Below are 24,245 nucleotides of genomic sequence, written 5' to 3' on the forward strand. Positions count from 1 at the left end.
TCATTTTTGATATTTTTTAATTTACTATCTTTTAAATAATATATTCTTACTATATGATATATTATATCATAATATTTTAATAAACGGTATTAAATATTACTTAATAAAGTATTAATAAAGTATTAACTTTTTTCAATCAACTTATCTTTTATATAAATATTAAAAAGGAATATTTCAAAAGAGGTGGAATAAATATATCTATAATAACTATAATGAAAGGCAGGTCACAATATGCTATTATACTTTTTACTATCTATAATACTCTTCTTACTAATAGTAGAAATAATTACTGTTTTTTTTAAACTTACAGGTTTGTCTGAAGAAAAGTCAAGATTTCAAGTTATATCTTTACTTACAGGATCCGGATTTACAACAAAAGAAGCTGAACTCATAACCCAACATCCAACTAGAAGAAGATTAGCACAAATACTTATGATTTTAGGATATGTAGGCTTTCTTACTGGTATATCTTTTTTAGTAGATATAATTAAACATTCTATGTCTATAAAAAATCTTCCCATACTGATAATATTTTTCATATTTATGTGGTTAATTTTAAGAGAAAAACTACTTATAGGCTATTTGGACAACCTTATAGAAAAAATAATATTAAAAAAATATTCAAAATATAAATCTCCAACTAAAATGTACAAGCTTGTTACTAGAGCTAAAGGTTATGGTGTATATAACATTGTCATAGATGAAAATAGCGGATTAGTTGGTGTTGCATTAAAAGATTCTAATTTAAAACCCAGAAATATGATAATTTTAAATATAGATAAAGGTAATCAATTTATAGGTTTTCCTAAGAGAGATTATGTACTAGAAAAAGGAGATAATATTTTATTATATGGTAAAGTAGAAGAAATTCTAAAAACATTTCATTTAAACAAACCTCCAAAAAAACATTAAATTCTTAAACAAAAGGACAAATCATATTATAACTTGATTTGTCCTTTCCATAATATTATTTTTTACTGTCTTGATACCAATTGTTAATAACTTTTGTACTTTCTTCGCTAGGATAATATCTTTTATCTGTACTATTTTCTCCTATTGCAAATATGGAAAATCCTAAGAACCAGGATTCTTTTTCAAATGCTCTTCTATAGCCTTCAAAGCAATTAGCTTGCTCTACATTATTGGTTATATCATTTTGATATGGATTCCATGGATGTACAGAAGCATCATTAGTTTTTGGAAATCCTAATTCTCCAAAGAAAATAGGTTTATTCCACTTATCATGGAAGTTTTTTATTTCTTGCTTTATATTCTGCTTTCTATCATATATTTGTGTACTCTCTATAGCACTAAATATATTTTCTGCAGTATTAGTACTGCTATTTGTAAGTTCAAAGTAAGCTGCAATAGAAATAAAATCCAGCTTTGAAAACATTTTATTATTTAATTTGTTTTCATAAGCAGTAATTGTATCTGGCTTCCACTTAGCTGTATACCACCAACCCATTCTATAAGTTACTAATCCTTTATAATATTTTCTAACATAATCTATAGTGTCACACCAATAACCTTCTGCAAATTCCATATTTACAAAGCTTGAACCTATATTTAATGCATCTACATGATATGGTACTGCAATGTCATCAATTAAAGTTTTTAATACCTTACTTTTCCAATTCCAAAAAAAAGTATTTAAATCATTAGGCTTCCAAGCCGTTTCATATTTACTTCCATTATCTATCCATGGATAAGGTTCTAATATTATGTTTATCTTCTTTCCTTTTAGTTTCTTTATCAAATTTTTTGCCTTCTCTTCACTAGCTTTATCCACTGTCATATCACTAGATGACAAATCTTTTATGTTTACAACAACAGGAACATTTAAAGTATTTAACTTAAATTTATCTACATCACTTACAGCCTCATCTATTTTATAATCTGTAGCTAGATTACCTGATTTAATTTTTGTTTCAAATTTTTCATTTAGCGTTTTTCCCTCAATTTTATTTATATTTTTGTTAACTAATCCTCTGGAATCTGGATTAGTCATAATAACATGAAATGCAACACCAATTATAATTATTATTACCAATAATATTATGATTTTTTTCTTATTCATTTTTACCTCCATTTGTTAGATAATTTTTCTTATGTTAATTGAAACTTTGTTTAAACTAAGTGTAATGTTTGCAAAAGAAATACTTTTGTTTTGATTTAAATTTTAAAAACAGTAAATTAAAAATAGGCAAGATATATAAATAAAATAAATATGGTGTACATGAAGCATCTGCTCCTAAATTCACTATTGGAAGAAGTAATGCAATATTCCATGGTATTAAAGCACAAATAATTATTGCTGTATTTTCCAAATCAACAGCTAAAGCTTCATTATTCATTTTATTTTTTTCATAAGCTTTTTTATTCAACATATGCGTTAATATAACTGCAATAGCTTGGCTACATCCAAATGCTGAAGAGAGTATTCCTGTGATAACCATATTTCTAAAAAGCTTATATCTTGAATTTGCCTTATAAGTTATATTTTCAATGATATTCAACATTCCAGTTTCTTCAAAAATACCAGAAAAAGCAGAAGATATAAATACCACTAAAGATGTTTTTAACATTGAGATAACTCCCCCACCTTTTATTATTGAATAAAGAGGATTAGTCTTATCCATACTGTATCCTAAAATTATATATTTCATTGAATTTACAATAGTATTATGCTGTACAATAACACTCAATAAAAAAGCTGTAATTATACTAATAAGCATTGAAACTTTTACATTCACTTTAAATAAGGAAAAAATAATGATTACTAAAGCAGGCAGTAAAACAACTATATTTACACTAAATGCTTTTAATATTTCATCATTTATAGCACTGCTGGATTTATGTAAAGGGAATATTTGTGATATCACAGCATAAAAAATAACAGAAATAAAAAAAGGTACTATACAGCTCTTAAACATATTTTTTATATTATCATAGATATCTGTTTCTGTAATATAGGCAACAAGGCTTGCACTAGAAGACATAGGAGAACATCTATCTCCAAAATAAGCACCTGCTATAATAGCTCCTGATGTTGCTGCAATATTAACCCCGCCACTTCTTGCAATAACTATAAGTGCTATCCCCACAGTACCTACAGTGCCAAAAGATGTTCCTATAAGTAATGATACAAAACTACTAATTAAAAATGCACATAAAATAAAAATATTAGGTCTTAATAATTTTATTTCATAATAAACTATTGCAGACACAGTGCCTGAAGCCATCCATACTGCTGTAATAGCCCCAATAAGCACAAATATTTTTATAACTAAAACAGATTTTTTTCCTCCTTTATAAGCCATTATTAGAACAGCCTTAACAGGGTAACCCCTTTTTACTGCTGCTGCAAAAAACAGTATTAAACCTATAATTAAAGGATATGCAACAAATATTCCTTTGTAAACACTTAAAATCAACAGTAAAAATGTAACAATAAAACATATAATCAAATCCACGATAACCACCTCATTATTTGTGTATTAATTTTGCAATTACTGCAAGCATTCCTGATGTAATCAGTGGTCCTACTGGAACTCCACCCAAAAAAGCTGCTGCTGCTACTGATCCTAAAATCATTGCAGGCATAATATCTCCATGTCCTTGTACAGTAAGATAGTTTAAACCAAGGCCACTTAAATAGGTAGTTAAAAAGGATAAGATTAATGCAATTATACCTATCCATGATGTAAATACACTTTTTACATTATTGGATGTAACGGTTCCCTTAGCAATGGGAATTAATATAGCAGCTATAAGTAATATCAATCCTATAGTTACACCATTCTTCTCTATAGATGGAAAAATATATTCTTCCATATTTAAAAGTTTAATCATTAAAAGAATACAAGTAGCTATTGCTACAGAATTTGCTTTACCTACTACTGACGCAATAAGTATTACAATTAACATAATATTTGATTCCAAAACAAATCATCCCCCGCTCAAATATAATTATTAAATATCTTTAATACAGAATATATTCTTTTACATTTAAACTATTCACAATCCTGATTTAAATTATAATTTAAGTTTGACCATTTTACCATAGATAGGCATAATATATATTATACTCCTCCATAAATCAATATGTAATATATAAATCTAAGTTATATAGTTACCGCTAATTGTAAGCATTATTATAATTTATATTTCAATGAAAGGAATGTTGAAAATGAAATCTTGGGTACATGAATCAATATTTTATCATATATATCCATTAGGATTTTGTGAAGCTCCTATTTTAAATAATTCTGAAATTCAAATTGTAAATAGAATAGAGAAAATTAAACAGTGGATTCCACATATGAAATCTTTGGGTATAAATGCAGTTTATTTAGGTCCTGTTTTTGAATCTAATACTCATGGATATGATACAACTGACTATTATAAAATTGATAAAAGACTAGGGAGTAACGAAGATTTTAAAAATCTTTGTAAATTACTACATGAAAATGGAATTAGAATAGTACTAGATGGAGTATTTAATCATGTAGGAAGAAATTTTTTTGCATTTAGAGACATCATAAAAAATAAACAAAACTCAAAATACTGCAATTGGTTTTCCAATATTAATTTTAGCTTAGAAAGTCCTTACAAAGATAATTTTTCATATGATACCTGGGAAGGACATTATGAACTAGTAAAACTAAATTTAAAAAATCCCGAAGTAAGAGAGCATTTATTTAAGGCTATATCCTATTGGATAGAAACTTTTAATATTGATGGTTTAAGGTTAGATGCTGCCAATTGCTTAGATATAAATTTTCTAAAAGACCTTTCATTTTATTGTAAAAGCAAAAAGGAAGATTTTTGGTTAATGGGTGAAGTAATACATGGTGATTATAATATATGGGCAAATGAAAATATGTTAGATTCTATCACTAACTATGAATGTTATAAAGGTATTTATTCAAGTTTAAATGATAAAAATTATTTTGAAATAAATTATTCTCTTAATAGACAGTTTGGAGAACATGGAATATACAAAAATTTAAATCTTTATAATTTTATTGATAATCATGACGTAACTAGAATATCAAGTATATTAAATAATCCAAATCATATTTATCTTGCATATACTATGCTTTTTACAATGCCCGGAATACCTTCTATATACTATGGCAGTGAATATGGTATTAAAGGAAAAAAAGAAAAAAATTCTGATTTAGCTTTAAGGCCCAGCTTAAGTGAAATAACAAATGAAACATTGAATGAAGACATTTTTAATTTAATAGCTCAACTTTCTAAAATAAGAACTTCTTCTCCTTCATTAAAGTTTGGAATATATAAGGAAATTGTTATAAAAAATGAACAAATTGTCTTTGCTAGAATTCATAATAAAGAAACCATTTTAGTTGTATTAAACTTATCAGATAAGGAAATTAGCTCTTTTAAATTTAATATTCCTAATTATGGAACTTACTTAGTAGATCTTCTAGATAATAATAAGGAATACACTTTAATAAATGGAACAATAACTTTAAATCTTGAACCTTACTGTAAAAAAATATTAAAAGTTTGCTAAAAGCTTTTTTTCCAGATGAAAATTGATAGTCAAATAAATATACATCCAAATTTTATAATTTATTTTTCAATATAATACTATCAATCTTCATCATATTACTACCAATTATCACTTGTTATAAATTTCAAAGACATGTTATATTCTATCTTTGAAATTTAGCATAATACATTTTTTATTTTCACCACATATAATACTACACATATTTTTTTCTGCACATATTAACGATATGTTATAATATATTTCTGAACTATTAGGATTTAATTTTATAACCTTTATATAATCCTCAATGGCTTCTTTATATTTTCCTATTAAATAAAATGCTGTTCCTCTATTGTTATAAGCATCTTCATATTTACTATCTATTTCAATTGCTTTAGTATAATCTTCAACTGCTTTATTGTATTTTCCAGTATTATAATATATAATTCCTCTATTAAAATAAGCTTCTTTATCCTCAGGATTTAAAACAATTGTTTTATAAAAATCTTTTATTGCTTTATGATATTTATTTTGAGCTTTATATGTTAACCCCCTATTAAAATAAGCATTATAATTTTCATGATCTAATTCTATTACTTTAGTATAGCTATCTAAAGCTTTTTCATATTCTCTATTTTCGTAATAAGCAACTGCCATATTGTTATAGGCATCTTTGTCCTTAGGATTTAATTCTATTACCCTTATAAAATCCTTTATTGCTTTAGAATATTCTTTTAAACTTCTAAATACCTCCCCTCTATTAAAATAGGCATCTATATATTTAGAATTCATATTTATTGCCATTGTGTAAAATTTAATTTTTTCATCATGGTAAATTGAATAATATGCTTTACAATAAAATTTTTCTGCCATCTTCTTTTTATCTTCCAATGTTTTTAATTCAATGGGTTTATTATTAATTATAAACATCTCCTTTAAAACATCCTATTCTACTATTATATGATATATCTAAAAATTGTTACCACTTTTTAGATATATCATATAATTCGTAACACTAATAATTCTAAGCTTTATATACAAATAACAACTATTTATTTCATTGAAAAGTTATTTAATTCAATAAAAATTTGTATTAGTATTAAATAATTTATCTTATTTTGGGTTAAACTTCTTAATATATCAAGCAAGAAGGGAGATATATTATGTCAAGAATTAATTGTGATGTTATAAATTGTTCACACAATAATGAAAGAGTTTGTTATGCTAATGTTGTAACCGTTGGTGGAAAAAGTGCTCATAGTGATTCTGAAACCTGTTGTGCCTCTTTTTTAGATTCCATGGTTTATAGTCATCTTACAAATAACGTTAATGATCCTCAACATAGCTGCAACTCAATCACTTGTAATGTAGTCACTTGTACTCATAATTCCAATAATGTATGTAATGCAGATTCTATAAAGGTTAATGGTGATAATGTTAATTTATATACAGAAACTAATTGTCTAACTTTTAAAAACGAATAATTTATAGCAAAAGGATTCCTTAACCTTGCAATTAGGAATCCTTTATTTTTACTTAAAATATCTGTCTAATAAACCTTTAAAAGCTCTGCCATGTTTTGCGTAGGTATCAAGTTAGCCAGATATAAAATTAAGAGTACATTCCTATATTAAATGAAGCTCATAAAAAGCCCTCAGAAAGTTTGAAAATGCTTCTGAAGGCTTCTTGTATCAAATTATATTTTAGTTGCTTAGAAGGGCAAATAAAACTGTTTTATTTACCTATAACTTTATCTGTCACAACTCCTGTTCCACCGAAAATGTAGGACTTGTCCAATGTATTCTTGTTTATATATTGTGCCATAGCATCACTAACACTTTCTTTACTTACAAGCACTAAAGGTGTATTGTTTTTTGCTGCTAAGGCTGCTCCTGCTAAGGCATCTGGGTAATTTTCTCCTGAACTTATTGATATACTTTTGTATCCGTCACTTGGTGCAAAGTGTTTTATGATTTCAAGAGCTGTAGCATACCTGTCTTGTCCAGCTAAACGTGTAACCGTAATTCCCATGCTCTTTAAGCTGTCTTCAACTGAACTTGATATTACTCCTGTTCCTCCTACAATTACTACATTCTTTATACCCCAATCTTTTAACGCTTTTAATGTATCATTTCTTAAACTATCTTTGCCTGAAAATAATATTGGCATAGTATTCTTTGCTGAGAATGGTGCTATTGCTAATGCATCTGCAAATCCACCTTGTGATGAAATTGCTACTGTGTCAAATGACTTTGTTTTTCTGATCTCTTCTCCAACTTTTACAGCTGTATCAAATATGTCTGTACCACATATTCTCACTACATTGCATTTCTTACTTAGCTCATCTTCTACACCTTGCGATATCGAAGTCTTATTTCCTAACATATAAACTGTTTTTGCTTTAAGCCTTGTTATTTCATTACTAATATCACTGTTAAGCTTATCTGATGGTGTTGTTAACACTGGTGCATCTTTTAAATAAGCATAACTTGATCCAACTAATGCGTCAGGATAATTGTTTCCATCAGCCAGTATTACATTATCTGATTGAGTCCAACCACTTTGGCTTATAGCTACAGCTGTTTTATATCTATCTGCTCCAGCTAATCTTGCTACATTGTTTGCCTTAATTTTAGTATTTTCAGTTGTAACAGTACTTGAATCTCCTCCAACATTTACACATATAATATTTAATGGACTTGGACTTACTGCTCCACAATCATGCAAAACAAACAGATATTTACCAGGTTTATTTATTTTTACAGATGTACCAGATGCAAATAACCAATGTCCAGCAGGCATAGTGTCATAAGTTTTTGATGTATCCATTGTTGATAGATTACCATTTAAAGTCCAATACTTAGGGATGAATGTAGCCTGTGTGGCATCATCGCCTTTCCAAAAATACATAAATGCTGTCATTGGCTTTTTTGCAGTTATAGTAGGCATGCTGCTTGCATAATATACAGGAACTCCATCCCAATACTTATTTAGATCTTTTACAATACTGCTGATTGAATGACTCTTGTCTTCATCATCAGTATATATAATTTTATCTATTATTCCGTCGTCATCAAGATATGTCATAAGCTCCTTAGTATCCATTTTAACATTTGCTTGAGAGTCTATGTTTGTTAACTCCATTTGAGTTGTACCATACACTCCCAGTTCTGGCTTGAAAATATTTACTGCACTTGTTACACCTCCGTTAAATATTACCGTCTTTCCTGCTTTGGCAAATACTGGTGTACACATTACGCTTGCCACCAATGTTGTCGTAAGTAGAATTGATGCTAATTTTTTCATTGTTTTTTGTCCCCCTCGTTTAACTATTATTTATTATACGTCACTTACCATCATTGGCAACTGGCGTTAATATATAAAAACGTTTTCTTTCCATTTTATCACAATTTAAGTACTAATTCAACAAAATAACTTATAAAATAACAAAATATTCCTAAAATGTACAAAAGATATAGCCAACCATATAACAGTAATTATAGGTACGCTAAAATCATTAATCATAGGTTTAACCACGAAGTATGTCACTTTCAAATAAAACCCCTTGAAAACACTAGGTTATCAAGGAGTTCTGCCTATCATTATTTATTTACTTAAAATATCTGTCTAATAAACCTTTAAAAGCTCTGCCATGTCTAGCTTCATCTTTGCACATTTCATGAACTGTATCATGAATAGCATCTAAATTTTTTTCCTTTGCAAGACTTGCAAGTTTTTTCTTTCCATCACAAGCTCCGTATTCAGCTTCAACTCTTGCCTTTAAATTTTCTTTGGTATTAGGCTTTACTACTTCTCCTAAAAGTTCTGCAAATTTTGATGCATGTTCTGCTTCTTCAAAGGCTATTCTTTTATATGCTTCACCAATTTCAGGAAGTCCCTCTCTATCTGCCTGCCTTGACATAGCAAGATACATACCTACTTCTGTGCATTCTCCTAAAAAATTTGCTCTTAACCCTTCTACTATTTCATTATCAACCTCTGATGCTACACCAATTCTATGTTCATCTGCCCAAGATAGGTTTTCGCTTAACTCTTTAAACTTACTTGCATCAGCTTTACATATGGGACATACTTCTGGTGGTTCATTTCCTTCATGGACATATCCACAAACTGTACAAACAAACTTTTTCATACAAATTCTCCTTTTCTAAAAATTTTTACCTTACTATTTTTCTCTTTTAAAGTTTTTTTACTCTAGTAATATAAATATTTTTATCAATACATTATACAATCTAAAATGATTTTGTTTATTATTGAACAATTTTTATTAGTATATTGAAATGATATTTATAATTTTATGATTTAATATAAATTGTTTACTTTAAGTTTTGTTTACATAATATTTAGTATGTAAATATATTATTAGAAATAAAAAAAAATAAAAACAGTACTTATAAATTTTCAGTACTGTTTTTAATAGTATAAAATTATAAATCTATTTTATTTTCTAAAATATAAGAAGTTATTATAAAAAGAACTATAAGTATTATAACTTCAAAAATTAAAGATGCTATGTTGATGTCAATTCCATGCATTTGATACATAACCATAACATTTTGTAGTTTAGATGATACTATATTTACATTAAATGTTTCAGGAAAAATTTTAGATGTTATTCTTAAAAGTTGGCCTATTATAATTGAAAGAACAACAAATATTGCAAAAGCACTTAATTTTCCTAGTTTTCTATTTCTAATTGCAACCCTACTTAGTGATATTGAAAAATATATTATTGTTAGCAAATATACAATATATACTACAGCACTTACAATGATAAGTATAACAAACCCAGGATTAAGATAACCTGAAACTTTTGATAAAATTTCTTTCCAATCATTTGCAACTTGTGTAAATATAATAAAATTAAAAAGAATTGCTGTTAATCCCACTATTACATTTTGAATTAAAGCTGTTAAAAGCTTTGCTCCTAAAATAGAATAACCACTTTCTGGAAGAGTAAATAACAAATATCCACTATCCTTATACATATCCTTACTAAATAAGGCTATATTCCATACAAAAACCACAATAAGTATGGCAAAAGTTATCATGCATGATAAAGAAACTATTCCTTCATTTGACCATGCTTTTATTCTTGTGAGCAATAACAAATTAAGTACAATAATTATACCAAGACTTATAATAAGTTCTTTTGCATACCCCTTTAATTCATATTTTATTAGATTAAGCATCCTTAAACACCTCCCTATATAATTCATCTATAGATATTCCTTTTTCATTTCTAAATTCCTCAGCATTACCACTTAACACTATTTCTCCATTTGATATAAATGCTACATCATCAAATAATCTTTCAATATCATTTACAAGATGAGTAGTTATTATCATAGAACTATCTTCACTATAGTTATCTAATATAGCATCTAGTATTTTTTCTCTTGTAGTAGGATCTACTCCTCCCAAAGGCTCATCCAATATATAAAGCTTTGCTTTTCTAGATAAAGTAAGTGTTAAATATAATTTTTCAGACATTCCCTTTGAAAGAGCTGTAATTTTAGAATTCTCATCTAAATTCATAAATTTTAAAAGATCTGCAGCTTTATTTTTATCAAAATCTTTATAAAAGCTATTAAAAAATTCTACTGCATCCTTGATCTTCATCCATTTAAATAAATAGTCCTTATCCGGTAAATAGGATACTATAGATTTAGTATATACTCCTGGTTTATGTCCATCTATAAATATTTCTCCACTACTTTGTCTTAAAATACCTGCAGCTATTTTTAAAAAAGTAGTTTTACCACTACCATTAGGACCTAAAAGCCCTACTATCTTTCCTTTTTTAACTTCTAAATTTAATCCATTTAATGCTTTTTTATTGAAATAACTTTTTTCAATATTATTAGCTTTTAAAATAAAGTCTTCCATAATTTTATTAGTCCTCCTGTATTCTATTCTGGATTATCTGAATTATTTCTTCACTGCTAAACCCTAAATTTTTCATTCCATTTATAAAATTATCTATAATTTCCTTTGCCATATCCTTTTTTAACTTACTTACCATACTTATATCCTCCTTTACAAAAGTACCTGTACCTCTTTGTGTATAAGTTATATTTTCTCTTTCCAATTCTTGATAAACCCTTTGAAGTGTATTAGGATTTACTTTAAACTTTGCTGACATTTCTCTTACTGATGGCAATTTATCGCCTGGTTTCAAATTTTCTGAAACTATATCCCTTTTTATATTATTCATTATTTGAACATATATAGGAAGTTTATCATCAAACTTTATATCCATTTCTCTACCTCCTTATATCTTAGTGTTATATGTACATGGTACACTAAGACTGTATGGTAGTCAATAGTAATTCTATTTTTTAAAATTCTTTTTCTAAAATATTATAAGTATATATAATTAAAAAACTTGTAATTATTAGAGACAGTCCAACACTTACATTTAAAGTAGGATATTGATTTAAAACAATACCTTTAATGTTTGATAATATGTACATTATTCCAATAAAAACAGCACCAAGTGCAGCATTATACTGGAAGAAATATTTGTAAAGCAAGATATAAATTACTCCGCATAACAATGAGAACACTAGCATTGCTGGTGATGAAGACGTAAAAGAACTTGCTATTCCATAAGGTAATATGAGTAAAATGGTTAAACCTATCCTACTATATCTATTTTTAGCATTCTTAATAGCCATAAGTATTGCAAAAAACAAAGCTATTTTACCTATATATGAAGTACACATATAAGTTAACTGTCCTAAAAATTTATTTAAAGCTCCTAAGGAACAATATATAGATCTATCAACTTCTATTACATTTCTTCCTGTAAAAATATTTGAAATAGAAAAAAGAAACAATGCAATACACAAAATCGCCATCACATTAAAATAATTATACTTTGAAGATTTCTTATAAAAATTCTTTGCATATGCTATTATTGACACTTGAATAAATGAAATAATTACCTTTCCAAACATTCCTCCCGCTGCAGAAGTTATTAATTGTGATTCAAAAGAACTGGTAGTTGAAAATTCTATTTGCCTTTCAGGCATGTTTAAAAATAAGGATGCTACATTTAAGGTTAGTAGTATAAAAAACAACCTAAAAAATATAGGCTTTGATATTTGATTTTTACTCCAAGCAATTATAGCTTTTATTCCAATCCATATTATTGGTATAGCAAAAGCTAATATTAATATAATTACAACAATCAACATCCAAGCATATTTCTTTAGAATTTCGCTCTTCTTACTTTCAGAAACCTGCAGTGTTTTGTTTATTTGCAATACTTCATTTCCTGAAACCACTGCACTTATTTCAGGCTTATAAATTTTAAGCTTAATGGTTTTATCTTCCAAAGTAAAGGTCCAATCAGTGCGGTTATCTAATTTATTTTCTTTTGCTGAAATTTCTTTTAAATCTGTTCTATTTATTGCATATTTATTTTTTATAAAATCATAAAGTACTCTTTCAGCTTGTTCTTTAGTAAGTTTTTCTCCTTTCTTGTTTTGTGGAAGAATATGTTTAACATTTATATTATTTTTTTTATCAATAACTGTAACTTGAAATTCTTCAGCTCTTTCATTAATATCACCATTAAACTTTACAAACCTCACCTTCCACTTAAATGGATTTATATAATTTCCTATTAAAGATTTATATTTATCTTTTCCTTCTTTCCTAGCAAAATCTTGAGATACAAATACTCCATTATCATTTTCAAATATATCCTTAACTTGTACATTACTTATAACCTTCCAATCACTAGAAAGTTTAAAACCTTCTTTTTCAATTTCCTGTTTTGCTAAGCTTTCAGCTTGTAACCTTTCGATAGTAAACTTAGGTATTACTGAATCAATAGTAAATAACGATATTATAGCAAAAATAGCTAAAAAGGCTGCAATTACTGTGACTATTGTATTTTTCTTCTTTGTTTCAATAAAACTTTCTATTTTATCAACTTCTCTTTCTTCAATATCTAAGACAGGCTCTTCCCTAGTTTCTTCTATATTTTTATCTAATTTTTCTACACATTCTTCTATATTTGCAGAATTATATACGCTTTCCTCTACGTCTATCCAACACCCATTTTTCATTCTTCCATATATAGCTAAAATTAATGGCAAAATTACAATGGCTGGTATTAAAATTTTTTGGTACATAAGTGCTTTACCTGTTGTTGTCATAATCATCATAGACATAAGTATAAAATCATAGGTAAAATGAGCTATTATTCCTGATATAATTCCCAAAAAATAAAATATTAATCCAAAACCTAAAGCTACAATTAAAAGTTCAAGTAATCTTGCATAAGCAGGAAATCCAGGGTAGTTAGCATGAGCAGCACTAAATACCAATATTTCAAACACAAATGCTATCACTATACACAATTTTCGTTTATTATATTTGTTTCCTATTAAAACACCAATACAAATAGGCATTGCTCTAAAAGCAAATTCTTCAAATACCCCTGCATTAAGAGCTTCAGCAAAGCTTCCCATCCATGCAAACCAGTTATCTTGTACATTAGGATCTGTTGTCATTGAAGCTGGCTGCCACCAACCAGGAAAATGATTCATAGTTCCATAAAACATAGTTTCATATATAAGCATTAATGCAACAAATACGTATGCAATAATTACTCTATTTAGAAACCGCCAGGAACCAAAATTTCTTACAGAAAGCATCTTCCAAAAGTTCAAATGGTTAGGAAATGCTTTTTTATATAATCCTTCACCAATACATATAGAAACAAAAGTAAATATTCCTGTTAAAACCCCTGTCATAAGAGATATAAATATTTTAACTATATAAAATAATGTTGGAGTTAAATATGTAGTATCCATATAAGTCAAATCCTGCTTCATATTAAAGATTCCATTTATAAAAGTCATAAAAATCAAAAACACAACAAAAATCAACGGATTTTTCCATGCTATCATCTTTCTTTTATTTAAATAGAAGAAGCAAAAGAATCCAACTATAAAAATTAGTATGTAAAATATAAAAGATGACGTATTTGCAATATTGTCATTACTGCTTCTTTGTTGTTTATAATTCCTGGTAAAACTTTCTGGTATATCAAGGTAATGTTGGACTTTAACTAATTTATCTCCCTTTACCTGCAATTCTACCTTATCCTTTGCCTCTCCTATATTCGTATATCTTATGTAATTAAAAACATAATCTATCCTTCCATTGCTTTGTATTTTTTGTGATTTATCCACTAATTTGTATTCTTTTAAATTGAAATTCCAGTTATTTACTGATTCTTTTTCAGCAATGTTTTTTGCAGCATTTTCACTTAATGCTGGTCCTTTTACATCATCAAGTACATTTTTATAAAATCCATAAGCCTTTCCTAAAGGTGTAAAATATACATCAACTTTTTCATCCCCTCCTTTTGGTATAATACTAACTGTCCAAGTAGCTGGTATATATCCTTCTTCCTTCTTTATTAAAGAATTTAATTTTTGAAAATTTCCTACTTTAAGTTCATAATAGGTTTGAGCTTTTTCATCTAAAGAAAATGAAGCAGTTTCTCTAGAATTTTTTAATGTCCATCCATGCTTTTCTGCAAGTTTTTTTGTTTCATTTATGGCTTGATTTTTGTCCATTTTCACATTAAAATCTAATTCTCCTTGAGCACTTGGTGCAAAAACAAAAAAAAGTATTGCTGATATAGAAAATAGAATTAATCCTAAAGCTTTTTTCCATGTATTATTTTTCAACTTTTTTCTCATCTCCTTAAAAAATATTATGGGTAAAATCATCTTTTGGCATACACTAGACAAAATTCCTTAATACTACAATTTTACATAATTATTATTTCGTCTATCTTAACTTAATCTTAAAATTTTTTTAATTTAAAAAAAGGTTGCTGAACAAAAGCAACCTTCTTAGACATCATAAAACTTTTTACTTAATTTTAAACTTATTCACTAAATTATTCAATTGATTTGATGAATTGCTTAGATTTTCGGCCATTTCCGCAAATTCTGATATTATATCAGCTTGTGATTGAACACCATTAGATACAGACTTTATCTCAGCTGACATTTCTGCATTACTATTACTTACAGCTTCCATAGTAGATGTAAGCTCTTCAATTGAAGCACTTTGCTCTTGTGCCGATGCCGCTATACTTTGAATTTTACTGTTTATATTATTTATTCCTTCTATAATCTTTTCAATCTGTATAACTACCTCTTCAACCATTTTGTTTCCCTTTTTTATATTAGATGCTTCTTGTGCTGCCGAATCTATTGTATTTTTTATCATTTCATTTATACCCTCTATTATATTTTCAATGCTCTTAGAGGATTCATTGTTATTTTCAGAAAGCTCCCTTATTTCATCAGCCACTACTGCAAAACCTTTGCCATGTTCTCCTGCTCTGCTAGCTTCTATAGAAGCATTTAAAGCTAGCAAGTTAGTTTGATCTGATATTGACTTAATAGTATCAATTATATTTCTAATTTCTTCTGCTTTAGCTCCTAATTTTTCATTTATAACCATATTGGCTGAGGAGATGCTTTCAATTTTATTCATTTCTTCTCTAGTGCTCTTTACAAATTTACCACTTTCCATAGCAATATTATTAATTTCTTCTGTCATTATGCTTATATTTTCAACCTCTTCAGCTGTAATTTGTGTTGATTCTGCAATATTAGAAGAACTTGCAGCAACTTCACTTACTGAACTAGAAATATTTTCACTTCCATTATCCAATTCAATCATATTTTCATTTATTTGCCTTATACTTTCTATACTTTTTTCAGCTCCTTCATTTAGTACTTCAGAGCTTTTTGATACAAGAATAGAATTTTCTTTTATATTTTCTATCATGCTAACTAGTTGATCCATAAAATTATTAAAGGATTTAGCCATTATACCTATTTCATCATCAGATTTTATTTTTATTCTTTTACTTAAATCTCCTTGTCCATTTTCTATATCCTTAAGTATAGCAAACATACTGTTAATTGGCTTTAAAATACTACCTTGTAACAATATTATAACTATAACTGCTAGAATTAAAGAAAAACTTCCTAATACTATTGAAAATACTTTGTTCCTAGTCATAGTGCTTTGTATGTTTTGTAAATCTGAATTCATGGAAGCTTCAGCATTATCATTTAATGAATTAATTTCATTAGACAAATTAGTTGCCATAGGATCAAATTGAGTCATTAATACATTACCCTTGTCAGGACCTTCCTTTATATAAACATTTGCCATGTTTACTCCAAGTTCGTAAAATTTATCAAAATCTTTATCTATCTTTTCAGTTTCACTTTTAATATTGGGATTTATGCTTTCAAGCTGCTTTAATGAATCTTTGAAAGTTGCCTTACATTTTTCAGCCTCTTTAAGGCTGTCCATGTTTTTAGTAGCAGAAGCATCTGATAAAAATTGCTGAACCTCAATTACTGAAACATTTATATTAGATGAATATTTTAATTGTTTATATGTAAAATTTCTTACTTTACTTATACTTTTATCATTATTATTAAGGAAACTGATACTGATTACAATATTAAGCAAAAAGCATACTAAAATTACTCCAAATGCCAAAATTAATTTTGATCTTATTTTCAAATTCATATTGATCCCTCCTAAGATATTTATTTTTAATAAAAGAGGCCCTAAAGCCTCTTTTCAAACTAATAATATATTACATATCATCCCAATGAATTACTTCTGCATCCTTATCTATCACAGCAGACTTATCAAATAATTTTATAATTATAACAGCTAGAATAAAACCAACTACTCCTCCTCCAATTTGAAAAGTTCTAATAGATGTTTCCATAGATTTTCCAATGTATCCTCCTAAGAATACACCTAAAAATACAAGCATTATTGGTAACATGAACATCATGAAAGCAGCTAACAACATATTAGTCTTTTTTGTTTCTGTTTTTTCTGGTGATTTTTCCGTTTTTTTATTAATTGCATTTTCAAACATCTTTTCTTGTTCTGTTTTCATACAAACCACACTCCTCTGTGAAAGTTCCATTTAAATTTAATATTTTTTTGATAAATAACTGTTAAAACTCCATACAATAATATTAATGTATTGCTTGCTTTTGTGGAATTTTCAAAATTGAAATAATCTGCATAAAAATCACCTAAAATAAACTTTGTTCAATTCTAAGTATAATATATACTTTTGTGTATTACAATATCAGTATTTAGTAAATGACTCTAAAAGTCTTTTCTCTATTAATAGGCTCTACTTCCATACAGGTTATATCTTCAACTTTAGCAAATCTATTGCCTTTTTTAACCTTATCTATAAACAAAATCACACTATCATTCATTCCCTGTACTTCCATCTGAACACTTCCACCTTCACAATTTTTTACCCATCCTGTTACTCCAAAAGTTTTTGCAGTATATTCTACAAAATATCTAAATCCTACTCCTTGTACTCTTCCAAATACTTCAATAAAATATCTAACCATAAAAATCTCCTTCCACCTTAAATATCTATGTAAATATATTACACATAAATTACTACTCGTTCAATTATGTCTTTCACATACAATTATTTAGTTCGATATATGTAACCCTTATGCTATAATCTTAAATATGAACTATAATATAATTAATCAAAGCTTAAAAAGGAGTAATAGACTATGGAAAATAAAACTGAATTATTAAAAAGACACTTAATTCCACTTTTAGGCTTAAATAAAACTATAAAAGTAGTATTAATTTTCATATTAATTGCTATTTTATTTTTAGAAGCTTTTTCAGTTTATATTGTAATTAAATTTAGTCATCCTAAATCAATAAATCTTCATCCTAACATTGAAAGCTATGGAATAAAAAATTATGAAAATGTAAGTTTTAATAGTTTTAATGACAATATAAAATTAAATGGCTATCTTATAAAAAATGGCAATAGCAAAAAAACTGTTATAGTATGCCATGGATATGGAGATTCTAAATTTATGGTTGGTGGAAGAACCCCTTCTTCCGTAAAAGTAGATAATCTTCAATTATCCAAGATATTTTTAAAGGAAGGATATAACACTTTTTTATTTGATTTTAGAGGTCATGGTGATTATGCTGGGAGAGATGGTGTTACTATTGGTTTTAAGGAACAACAAGATCTTTTAGGAGCTGTAAATTTTATAAAATCAAAGGGTATTGGAGATACTATAGGAGTTATAGGATTTTCTATGGGAGCAGCTACTGCATTAAGCTCTATAGATAAAACAAATGATATAAATTTTGTTATTGCAGATTCACCTTTTAGTGATTTAAAAACTTATTTACATTCTAATATGAAGATTTGGACAGGTCTCCCTGACTTTCCTTTTGTTCCCATGATACTATTGAATTTTAAGCTCATTTATGGAGTTGACTACAATACTGTAAGTCCTGTGAACATCGTTAGTAAATCTAAAATACCTATACTTTTGATACATGGAAAAAAAGACACTACAATTCCTTACACTGAGAGCTTAAAAATAGAAAAATCTTTCAAAAACAGTAAAAGCAAATTAGTCAGCTTTCCTTACTCAACACATGTAGGTTCATACTTTATGTATCCAAAAAAGTATGAGGAAGTTTTAAAAGGCTTTTTACAATCAATTGAACTATAACAGTATTTTTAGAGGACAATTGTGCTCTGTCCTCTATTAATTTAAAATGCTCCTGAATCTCCACCGCCTCCTCCGGAAAAGTCTCCTCCTCCAGAAAAGCCTCCAAAACCACCGTCACCACTGCTGTCATTATTATTACTATTTTTAGTGTTATTATATATATTATCGTCTATACTGTCCCAAAGATACAAGTTCATGAGGTAATATGAGTAGTCATTATACATATAATAATAGTTAGAATCTCCTGAATTATAACAAAGGTTATTAAGTTTTTCATGAAACTTTTCTAAATAACTATTATCTATTTCTAGAGCTGAAGCATATATTAAAATATCTTCATTGTTAAGCTCATCCTTATATTCTTCATGGTTTGAAAGATAATCTAAAATGTATTTTTTATAAGCATTCCATTTAATTTTCTCATTGTAGGCTTCATTATTCAATACTTGCTTACCTTCTATAGTAGTATAAAAATTTAGTCTTTTTCCTTCTTCCTTTATTAACTTTTCCCATTTTGAAAAACATTCTTTAAATTCTAAAGCACCTTCTCTAGAACTTACTTTTTCTTTAATACATCTTAAAGTTAGAAATCCATTTTCTTCATAAGCTTGCATCCATTCCACAAAATATTTTAAATGAGAATAATTAAGGCTTGTAATATCATCATTTCTTAAAAAGCATAAGTCTTCTTCCTTATTTTCCTTTGATGCTTTTGATCTTAAGCTTTTATCCTTTTCCAAAGTATAAAATCCTTTTTGGCATAAATAAAATAGTGTAGAAGGAATAGTAGACTTAGAAATATGTTTTTCATGATATAATAAGTTTACCAGAGCTGGAGGAGTATCTTCTGGTTTGGTTTTTAATGTCTCTCCTTCAAAAAACTTAAATTTTTCTCTATATTTTTGAAGTGCTTCTTTAAACTTTTTATTACTTCTATTATGAAAAAATATAATTGAAGAAGCACATAGTGCAACAAGAACACCCACAAAAACAAATCCAAAATCTTCTTTATTAGATTTTTTACTTTCCTTTAAAGCTGTACCTTCATTACTATTTTTCATATTTTCTTCATTATTTTCTTTATAAGTTTTTTCATCAATTTTTAAAAATTCTGGTTGAAAATGAATCTTTACCCCTAAAGTTGAAGTAAGATTGCTTCCATTTATGTTAATACTACTACTATCATAATTTGTTTTAAATTCTCCTCCATCTACATAAACCCAATACTTAAATTTGTTCAAATCAAATTTTGAATTTTTTAATGATAAGTTAAGATTTACATCTTTAATTGACTTGCTGTTCTCAACTTTATAAAAATTCCAATAAAGCTCCCCAAATTCTTTATATCTATTTGCAGCGCCTTGAATTGTGTAGTTAAGTATGAGAGTTTTCTTTTCATTGTCACTTTTTGAAAATACTTTTATTTGAGTGTTATTATCAGACTCAATAATTTCATATGTATTATTTTTTGAGTTGCTGCCAGGAGAAATTGGCGTTATATTATCATTTTTATCCTTCATGGCTACTTTTGATATTACATAGCCATTAGTTTTATTTTTAGAAAGATTCCTATAAACACCATTAAAACTTCCATTAAAAGTATAAGTTATTTGCTCTTGAACTTCTACATCTCCTTTTTCTGTAATTTTTGCAACAGTATTTAATTTATCTATAGTATAATTTTTTTCATCAGCAATAACTTTTGTAGGAACAATAAATATCAATAATACAAGTAAAAATGTTACTACTACTTTACGCAAAACTTTTCCCCCTTTTATTTTGAATTTAATTTTTCTAAAATTCTCAACTGAGCTTTTACTAAATTACCATCTTTCCTTATAACTGTGACACTATAATAATAGTTATTAATTATGTATTTTATTGTATCGCTGTACTTTTTATCTATACTATGTACTGACTCACCCTTCTTATTTACTAATACATAAAGAGAATTAACCTCCTTTATAATCAATTTTTCCCATTCCTGAAGCTCTGGCTTATTGTTTATATTGAAGATTATACCTCTAGATTTCAATACTTCTATTAAAGAATTATATATCTCATTATATTTTTCATTTTCCTTTTTAAACCTTTCCCTTAAATTTAGAAGATTATTAAATTTACTTAATTCTTCTTCAAGTTTAATCTTTATGTTTTCTTTTTTATTATCCAATTCATTAATTTGTTTCTTTTTAGCTTTACTGTAAGACCTTATGTATCTGGATAATAAAGCATATTTTTTTTTCATTTTGCCCTCCTTGCATTTCTACTTAAAATTAGTATAAAATAACATAAGGGGGATGTCAAAATGAATAAAAGAGAATCAACAACAACTAAGTTTTTAAAAGCTCTTAAAAGATTAAAATTATATATTATAAGATATTACAAGATTTTTCTAAAAAATAAAAATGCTATAGATACTATGTATCTTCCAATGATACAAGAAAAAATGAAAGAAAATAAGAATTTAAGCTTAAAATTGAAAAATGTACAGTCTAAAAACCTTATCCTAGAAAAGGAAGTGCAAAACTTGAAAGCTTCTGCAGCAAAAAAAAGAAAGCTAATTGAAGACCTTCAGCAATTAACTTTAATAAGATCTGATTACTAATCTTTATAAATAAGAAAAAGAATCTAAAATGATTCTTTTTTTATTTACAAAAATTAATTCTATAATTACAAAATTAACATTATATTTCATTGACAATTTACAATGTTTAATTATTTTTTTAATTATATCTAAATAATGCCATGAATTCACCGATATATATTATATTAAATAATTCCAATGTTGACAATTTTTAAAGCACTTATATTCACTTAAAAATTTTACTTTAGTTCTATTAATTATACAAGCCATCATATACAAAGTTTGGTGAACAAATAACTTTATGGAGGGTAAAAATGATTGAAAATTATATGGAAGAAATTATTGACAAAATGCTTCCAAAGGTTTTAAAAGAATATCCAAATATATGTACCTGTGAAAAATGCATGGATGATATAAAAGCTTTGACTTTAAATAAATTTATGCCTTTATATGTTGCTTCTCAAAAAGGGATACTTTATTCAAAAATGAATGAATTAGAATATCAATTTAAAGCAGATGTGCTAAATCAACTTATTCAATCAATTAATAAAGTTTCTAAAAATCCGAGGCATAATATGGCTATAAAATAATTTTTATTCTGTAAATAAAGCCAAATTTAACTTAAACAGTAAAATTTGGCTTTTGTAATCTTATAACTATTTAAATGGATTTTCATTTTTATAAAGCATATTTTCTGGTTGATTAAATGAAATATCCTCAATGCCCAACATTTTCATAGCATCAAATAAAACTTTTCCTATATGTTTAAAGGCCACACCTGCATGATGAGGATACCTTTTTCCTATTAATACATATCTGTAAAATCTCGCCATATCCTTGATTGCAAATATACCTATTCCTCCAAATGAATTAGGGTTTACATCTATTACTTCACCTTCTGCAACATAACTTCTAAGCTGTGCTCCTGCTGTACTTTGAAGTCTAAATAAGGTTATATCCCCAGGTCTTATTGCACCTTCTAATGTTCCTCGTGTAATATCTGGTTCTTTGCCTGGTTCCAATTGTCTATGCATAATACGTTGATATTTCATAGCTGCATTTTTCATACAACTTTTTGGAGTGTTTCCACAGTGAAATCCCATAAATAATTCATTAAGCTTGTACCCTTTGAAGCTTTTAATATTATCATTAAACATGTCTTCTGGAACTGAATTATTTATATCAAGTAATGTTGCAGGTATTTCTGTAGCACAAGTTATAATATATTCACTAAGAGCTCCATAAATATCTGTTTCACAAGCTGCTGGAATTCCTAAAGAAGCAAGTCGCGAATTAACATAGCAAGGTACCATTCCAAATTGCGTTTGAAATGCAGGCCAACACTTATTTGCAAACACTGCATATTCTGAAGCTCCCAGATTATTTTCCATCCAATCCTTTAACGTAATTTCATACTGTGCAAGTCTTTCTAGTATACCAGGATATGCATTTCCTTCACCTAATTCTTTTTCCATTTCCTTAACAACATCTTTAATTCTTGAATCTTCCTTATGATTATTAAATGCTTCAAACAAATCTAATTCTGAATTTTCCATAATTTCTATGCCTAAATCATATAAAGGTTTTATTGGTGCATTACAAGCTAAAAAATCTTGTGGTCTTGGACCAAAGCTGAAAATTTTAAGCTTGGAAATACCAAGTATAACTGCTGCTACTTGATGAAAATGAGAAATCATATGAGCAATTTCATTTGGTGTACCTATAGGATATTCTGAAATATAAGGATTTAATTTTCTTAATGCTAAATTATAAGAGGCATTAAGCATACCACAATATGCATCTCCCCTACCATCTATAAGACCATCTGCTGCTTCCTCAGATGCTGCAGCATACATAGTTGGTCCCTGAAATTTTTGTGCCAATATTGTCTCTGGACCCTCTGGTCCAAAATTTCCAAGGTATACAACTAAAGCATTCACATTGGCATCTTTTAATTCTTTTAAAGCTTTTAAGCAATCCTTTTCATTTTCCACAATTGTATCAACTTGAAAAATTTCAATTTTCTCTTTTTTGCAAGCTTCAACTACTGCATTACTTCTTTTTTTGCTAAGTTCTATAGGAAAACAATCTCTACTTACAGCTACAATCCCCAACTTTACTTTTGGAATATTAATCATTTAAATTCCACCCCCATAATTAAAAATTCAACAGAAATATTATGTACAAGTTCATTATACTCTCCAAAACTTGTACGTACAACTATTTTTTGTCAATTATGAAGTACTTTTGTAATTTAGTATATTACAAACAATTTATTTTTCACCACTTATTAATTTTTTAGAATCAGCAACTATTTGTTGACTTTTTGTTTGTATTTCTACAATGTTATTTGAGTTATCTATGAACTTATTAACTTTGCTATTCATTTGTTTAACATTTTACTATATTTGCTATAATTACTCAATATATAATATTTTTGACTTTAATAAAATTATTTATATGCTTTTACTTTATATAATTTTAACATAATTAAATATATAAGGATTGT

The 24,245-nt window shown here is 27.3% G+C and carries 22 protein-coding genes; 6 read left to right on the forward strand and 16 right to left on the reverse strand.

The window, feature by feature from the left end:
* The first annotated feature begins 231 nt into the window (after window positions 1-231).
* Complete coding sequence (locus tag Ccar_RS07765) at window positions 232-912, forward strand: TrkA C-terminal domain-containing protein (protein WP_048030014.1); 681 nt, start codon at window positions 232-234, stop codon at window positions 910-912.
* A gap of 55 nt (window positions 913-967) precedes the next feature.
* On the opposite strand, the gene Ccar_RS07770 is transcribed toward Ccar_RS07765, so the two are convergent.
* From Ccar_RS07770 to Ccar_RS07780, 3 genes are read right to left on the reverse strand one after another with little or no spacing between them, the layout of a single operon-like run.
* The gene (locus Ccar_RS07770) at window positions 968-2,080 is read right to left on the reverse strand and encodes a glycoside hydrolase family 113 (RefSeq protein ID WP_007061588.1); all 1,113 of its coding nucleotides are present in this window, start codon (window positions 2,078-2,080) and stop codon (window positions 968-970) included.
* Window positions 2,081-2,135: 55 nt separating this feature from the next.
* Window positions 2,136-3,476 carry a Na+/H+ antiporter NhaC family protein gene (locus Ccar_RS07775; protein WP_007061587.1) on the reverse strand — a complete coding sequence of 447 codons (1,341 nt, stop codon included), beginning with the start codon at window positions 3,474-3,476 and terminating at the stop codon, window positions 2,136-2,138.
* 13 nt (window positions 3,477-3,489) lie between these two features.
* The gene (locus Ccar_RS07780; protein ID WP_007061586.1) at window positions 3,490-3,945 is read right to left on the reverse strand and encodes a DUF441 domain-containing protein; all 456 of its coding nucleotides are present in this window, start codon (window positions 3,943-3,945) and stop codon (window positions 3,490-3,492) included.
* Between the two features lie 247 nt (window positions 3,946-4,192).
* Here Ccar_RS07780 and Ccar_RS07785 point away from each other — a divergent pair, with 247 nt between their 5' ends.
* Entirely contained in the window at window positions 4,193-5,545 is a 1,353-nt protein-coding gene (locus Ccar_RS07785; RefSeq protein WP_007061585.1) for an alpha-amylase family glycosyl hydrolase, read from the forward strand.
* Window positions 5,546-5,680: 135 nt separating this feature from the next.
* On the opposite strand, the gene Ccar_RS07790 is transcribed toward Ccar_RS07785, so the two are convergent.
* On the reverse strand, window positions 5,681-6,454 hold the full coding sequence (locus Ccar_RS07790) for a tetratricopeptide repeat protein (protein WP_007061584.1): 774 nt from the start codon (window positions 6,452-6,454) through the stop codon (window positions 5,681-5,683).
* 233 nt (window positions 6,455-6,687) lie between these two features.
* Here Ccar_RS07790 and Ccar_RS07795 point away from each other — a divergent pair, with 233 nt between their 5' ends.
* Window positions 6,688-7,008: a DUF1540 domain-containing protein gene (locus tag Ccar_RS07795; protein WP_007061583.1), complete on the forward strand. Its 321-nt coding sequence runs from the start codon at window positions 6,688-6,690 to the stop codon at window positions 7,006-7,008.
* 250 nt (window positions 7,009-7,258) lie between these two features.
* Here Ccar_RS07795 and Ccar_RS07800 read toward each other — a convergent pair whose 3' ends face one another.
* From Ccar_RS07800 to Ccar_RS07840, 9 genes are all read right to left on the reverse strand, one after another.
* A complete protein-coding gene (locus Ccar_RS07800) occupies window positions 7,259-8,830 on the reverse strand; it encodes a cell wall-binding repeat-containing protein (RefSeq protein WP_007061582.1) in 1,572 nt (523 codons plus the stop codon).
* Window positions 8,831-9,134: 304 nt separating this feature from the next.
* Window positions 9,135-9,677 (reverse strand): NADH peroxidase, encoded by a 543-nt coding sequence (locus Ccar_RS07805; protein ID WP_007061581.1) that lies wholly within the window; start codon window positions 9,675-9,677, stop codon window positions 9,135-9,137.
* 295 nt (window positions 9,678-9,972) lie between these two features.
* Window positions 9,973-10,737 (reverse strand): hypothetical protein, encoded by a 765-nt coding sequence (locus tag Ccar_RS07810; RefSeq protein ID WP_007063839.1) that lies wholly within the window; start codon window positions 10,735-10,737, stop codon window positions 9,973-9,975.
* A complete protein-coding gene (locus tag Ccar_RS07815) occupies window positions 10,730-11,434 on the reverse strand; it encodes an ABC transporter ATP-binding protein (RefSeq protein WP_048030017.1) in 705 nt (234 codons plus the stop codon). Before Ccar_RS07815 ends, Ccar_RS07810 begins: the two co-directional genes overlap by 8 nt.
* A 7-nt stretch (window positions 11,435-11,441) precedes the next feature.
* Window positions 11,442-11,807: a GntR family transcriptional regulator gene (locus Ccar_RS07820; RefSeq protein ID WP_007063836.1), complete on the reverse strand. Its 366-nt coding sequence runs from the start codon at window positions 11,805-11,807 to the stop codon at window positions 11,442-11,444.
* Window positions 11,808-11,886: 79 nt separating this feature from the next.
* Window positions 11,887-15,261: a hypothetical protein gene (locus tag Ccar_RS07825; RefSeq protein ID WP_007063835.1), complete on the reverse strand. Its 3,375-nt coding sequence runs from the start codon at window positions 15,259-15,261 to the stop codon at window positions 11,887-11,889.
* A 187-nt stretch (window positions 15,262-15,448) separates the two neighbouring features.
* Entirely contained in the window at window positions 15,449-17,137 is a 1,689-nt protein-coding gene (locus Ccar_RS07830) for a methyl-accepting chemotaxis protein (protein WP_007063834.1), read from the reverse strand.
* A gap of 70 nt (window positions 17,138-17,207) precedes the next feature.
* Window positions 17,208-17,522 (reverse strand): SoxR reducing system RseC family protein, encoded by a 315-nt coding sequence (locus tag Ccar_RS07835; RefSeq protein ID WP_007063833.1) that lies wholly within the window; start codon window positions 17,520-17,522, stop codon window positions 17,208-17,210.
* Window positions 17,523-17,727: 205 nt separating this feature from the next.
* Window positions 17,728-18,000, reverse strand: coding sequence for an acylphosphatase (locus tag Ccar_RS07840; RefSeq protein WP_007063832.1), 273 nt, complete (start codon window positions 17,998-18,000; stop codon window positions 17,728-17,730).
* 174 nt (window positions 18,001-18,174) lie between these two features.
* Between Ccar_RS07840 and Ccar_RS07845 the strand changes: the two genes are divergently transcribed.
* Window positions 18,175-19,149 (forward strand): alpha/beta hydrolase, encoded by a 975-nt coding sequence (locus Ccar_RS07845; RefSeq protein ID WP_007064702.1) that lies wholly within the window; start codon window positions 18,175-18,177, stop codon window positions 19,147-19,149.
* 41 nt (window positions 19,150-19,190) lie between these two features.
* Here Ccar_RS07845 and Ccar_RS07850 read toward each other — a convergent pair whose 3' ends face one another.
* Window positions 19,191-20,909, reverse strand: a complete 1,719-nt coding sequence (locus tag Ccar_RS07850) for a DUF2207 domain-containing protein (RefSeq protein ID WP_007063829.1) — start codon at window positions 20,907-20,909, stop codon at window positions 19,191-19,193.
* A 14-nt stretch (window positions 20,910-20,923) separates the two neighbouring features.
* Entirely contained in the window at window positions 20,924-21,397 is a 474-nt protein-coding gene (locus Ccar_RS07855) for a hypothetical protein (RefSeq protein ID WP_007063828.1), read from the reverse strand.
* Between the two features lie 60 nt (window positions 21,398-21,457).
* On the opposite strand from Ccar_RS07855, the gene Ccar_RS07860 reads away from it, so the two are divergent.
* Complete coding sequence (locus Ccar_RS07860; RefSeq protein WP_007064701.1) at window positions 21,458-21,757, forward strand: hypothetical protein; 300 nt, start codon at window positions 21,458-21,460, stop codon at window positions 21,755-21,757.
* Between the two features lie 293 nt (window positions 21,758-22,050).
* Complete coding sequence (locus tag Ccar_RS07865; RefSeq protein ID WP_007063793.1) at window positions 22,051-22,326, forward strand: late competence development ComFB family protein; 276 nt, start codon at window positions 22,051-22,053, stop codon at window positions 22,324-22,326.
* Between the two features lie 66 nt (window positions 22,327-22,392).
* Here the strand turns inward: Ccar_RS07865 and Ccar_RS07870 are convergent, their stop codons facing one another.
* Window positions 22,393-23,874 carry an L-fucose/L-arabinose isomerase family protein gene (locus Ccar_RS07870; protein ID WP_007063792.1) on the reverse strand — a complete coding sequence of 494 codons (1,482 nt, stop codon included), beginning with the start codon at window positions 23,872-23,874 and terminating at the stop codon, window positions 22,393-22,395.
* Window positions 23,875-24,245 lie beyond the last annotated feature (371 nt).

Source organism: Clostridium carboxidivorans P7 (genome assembly GCF_001038625.1).
GTDB lineage: Bacteria > Bacillota > Clostridia > Clostridiales > Clostridiaceae > Clostridium_AM > Clostridium_AM carboxidivorans.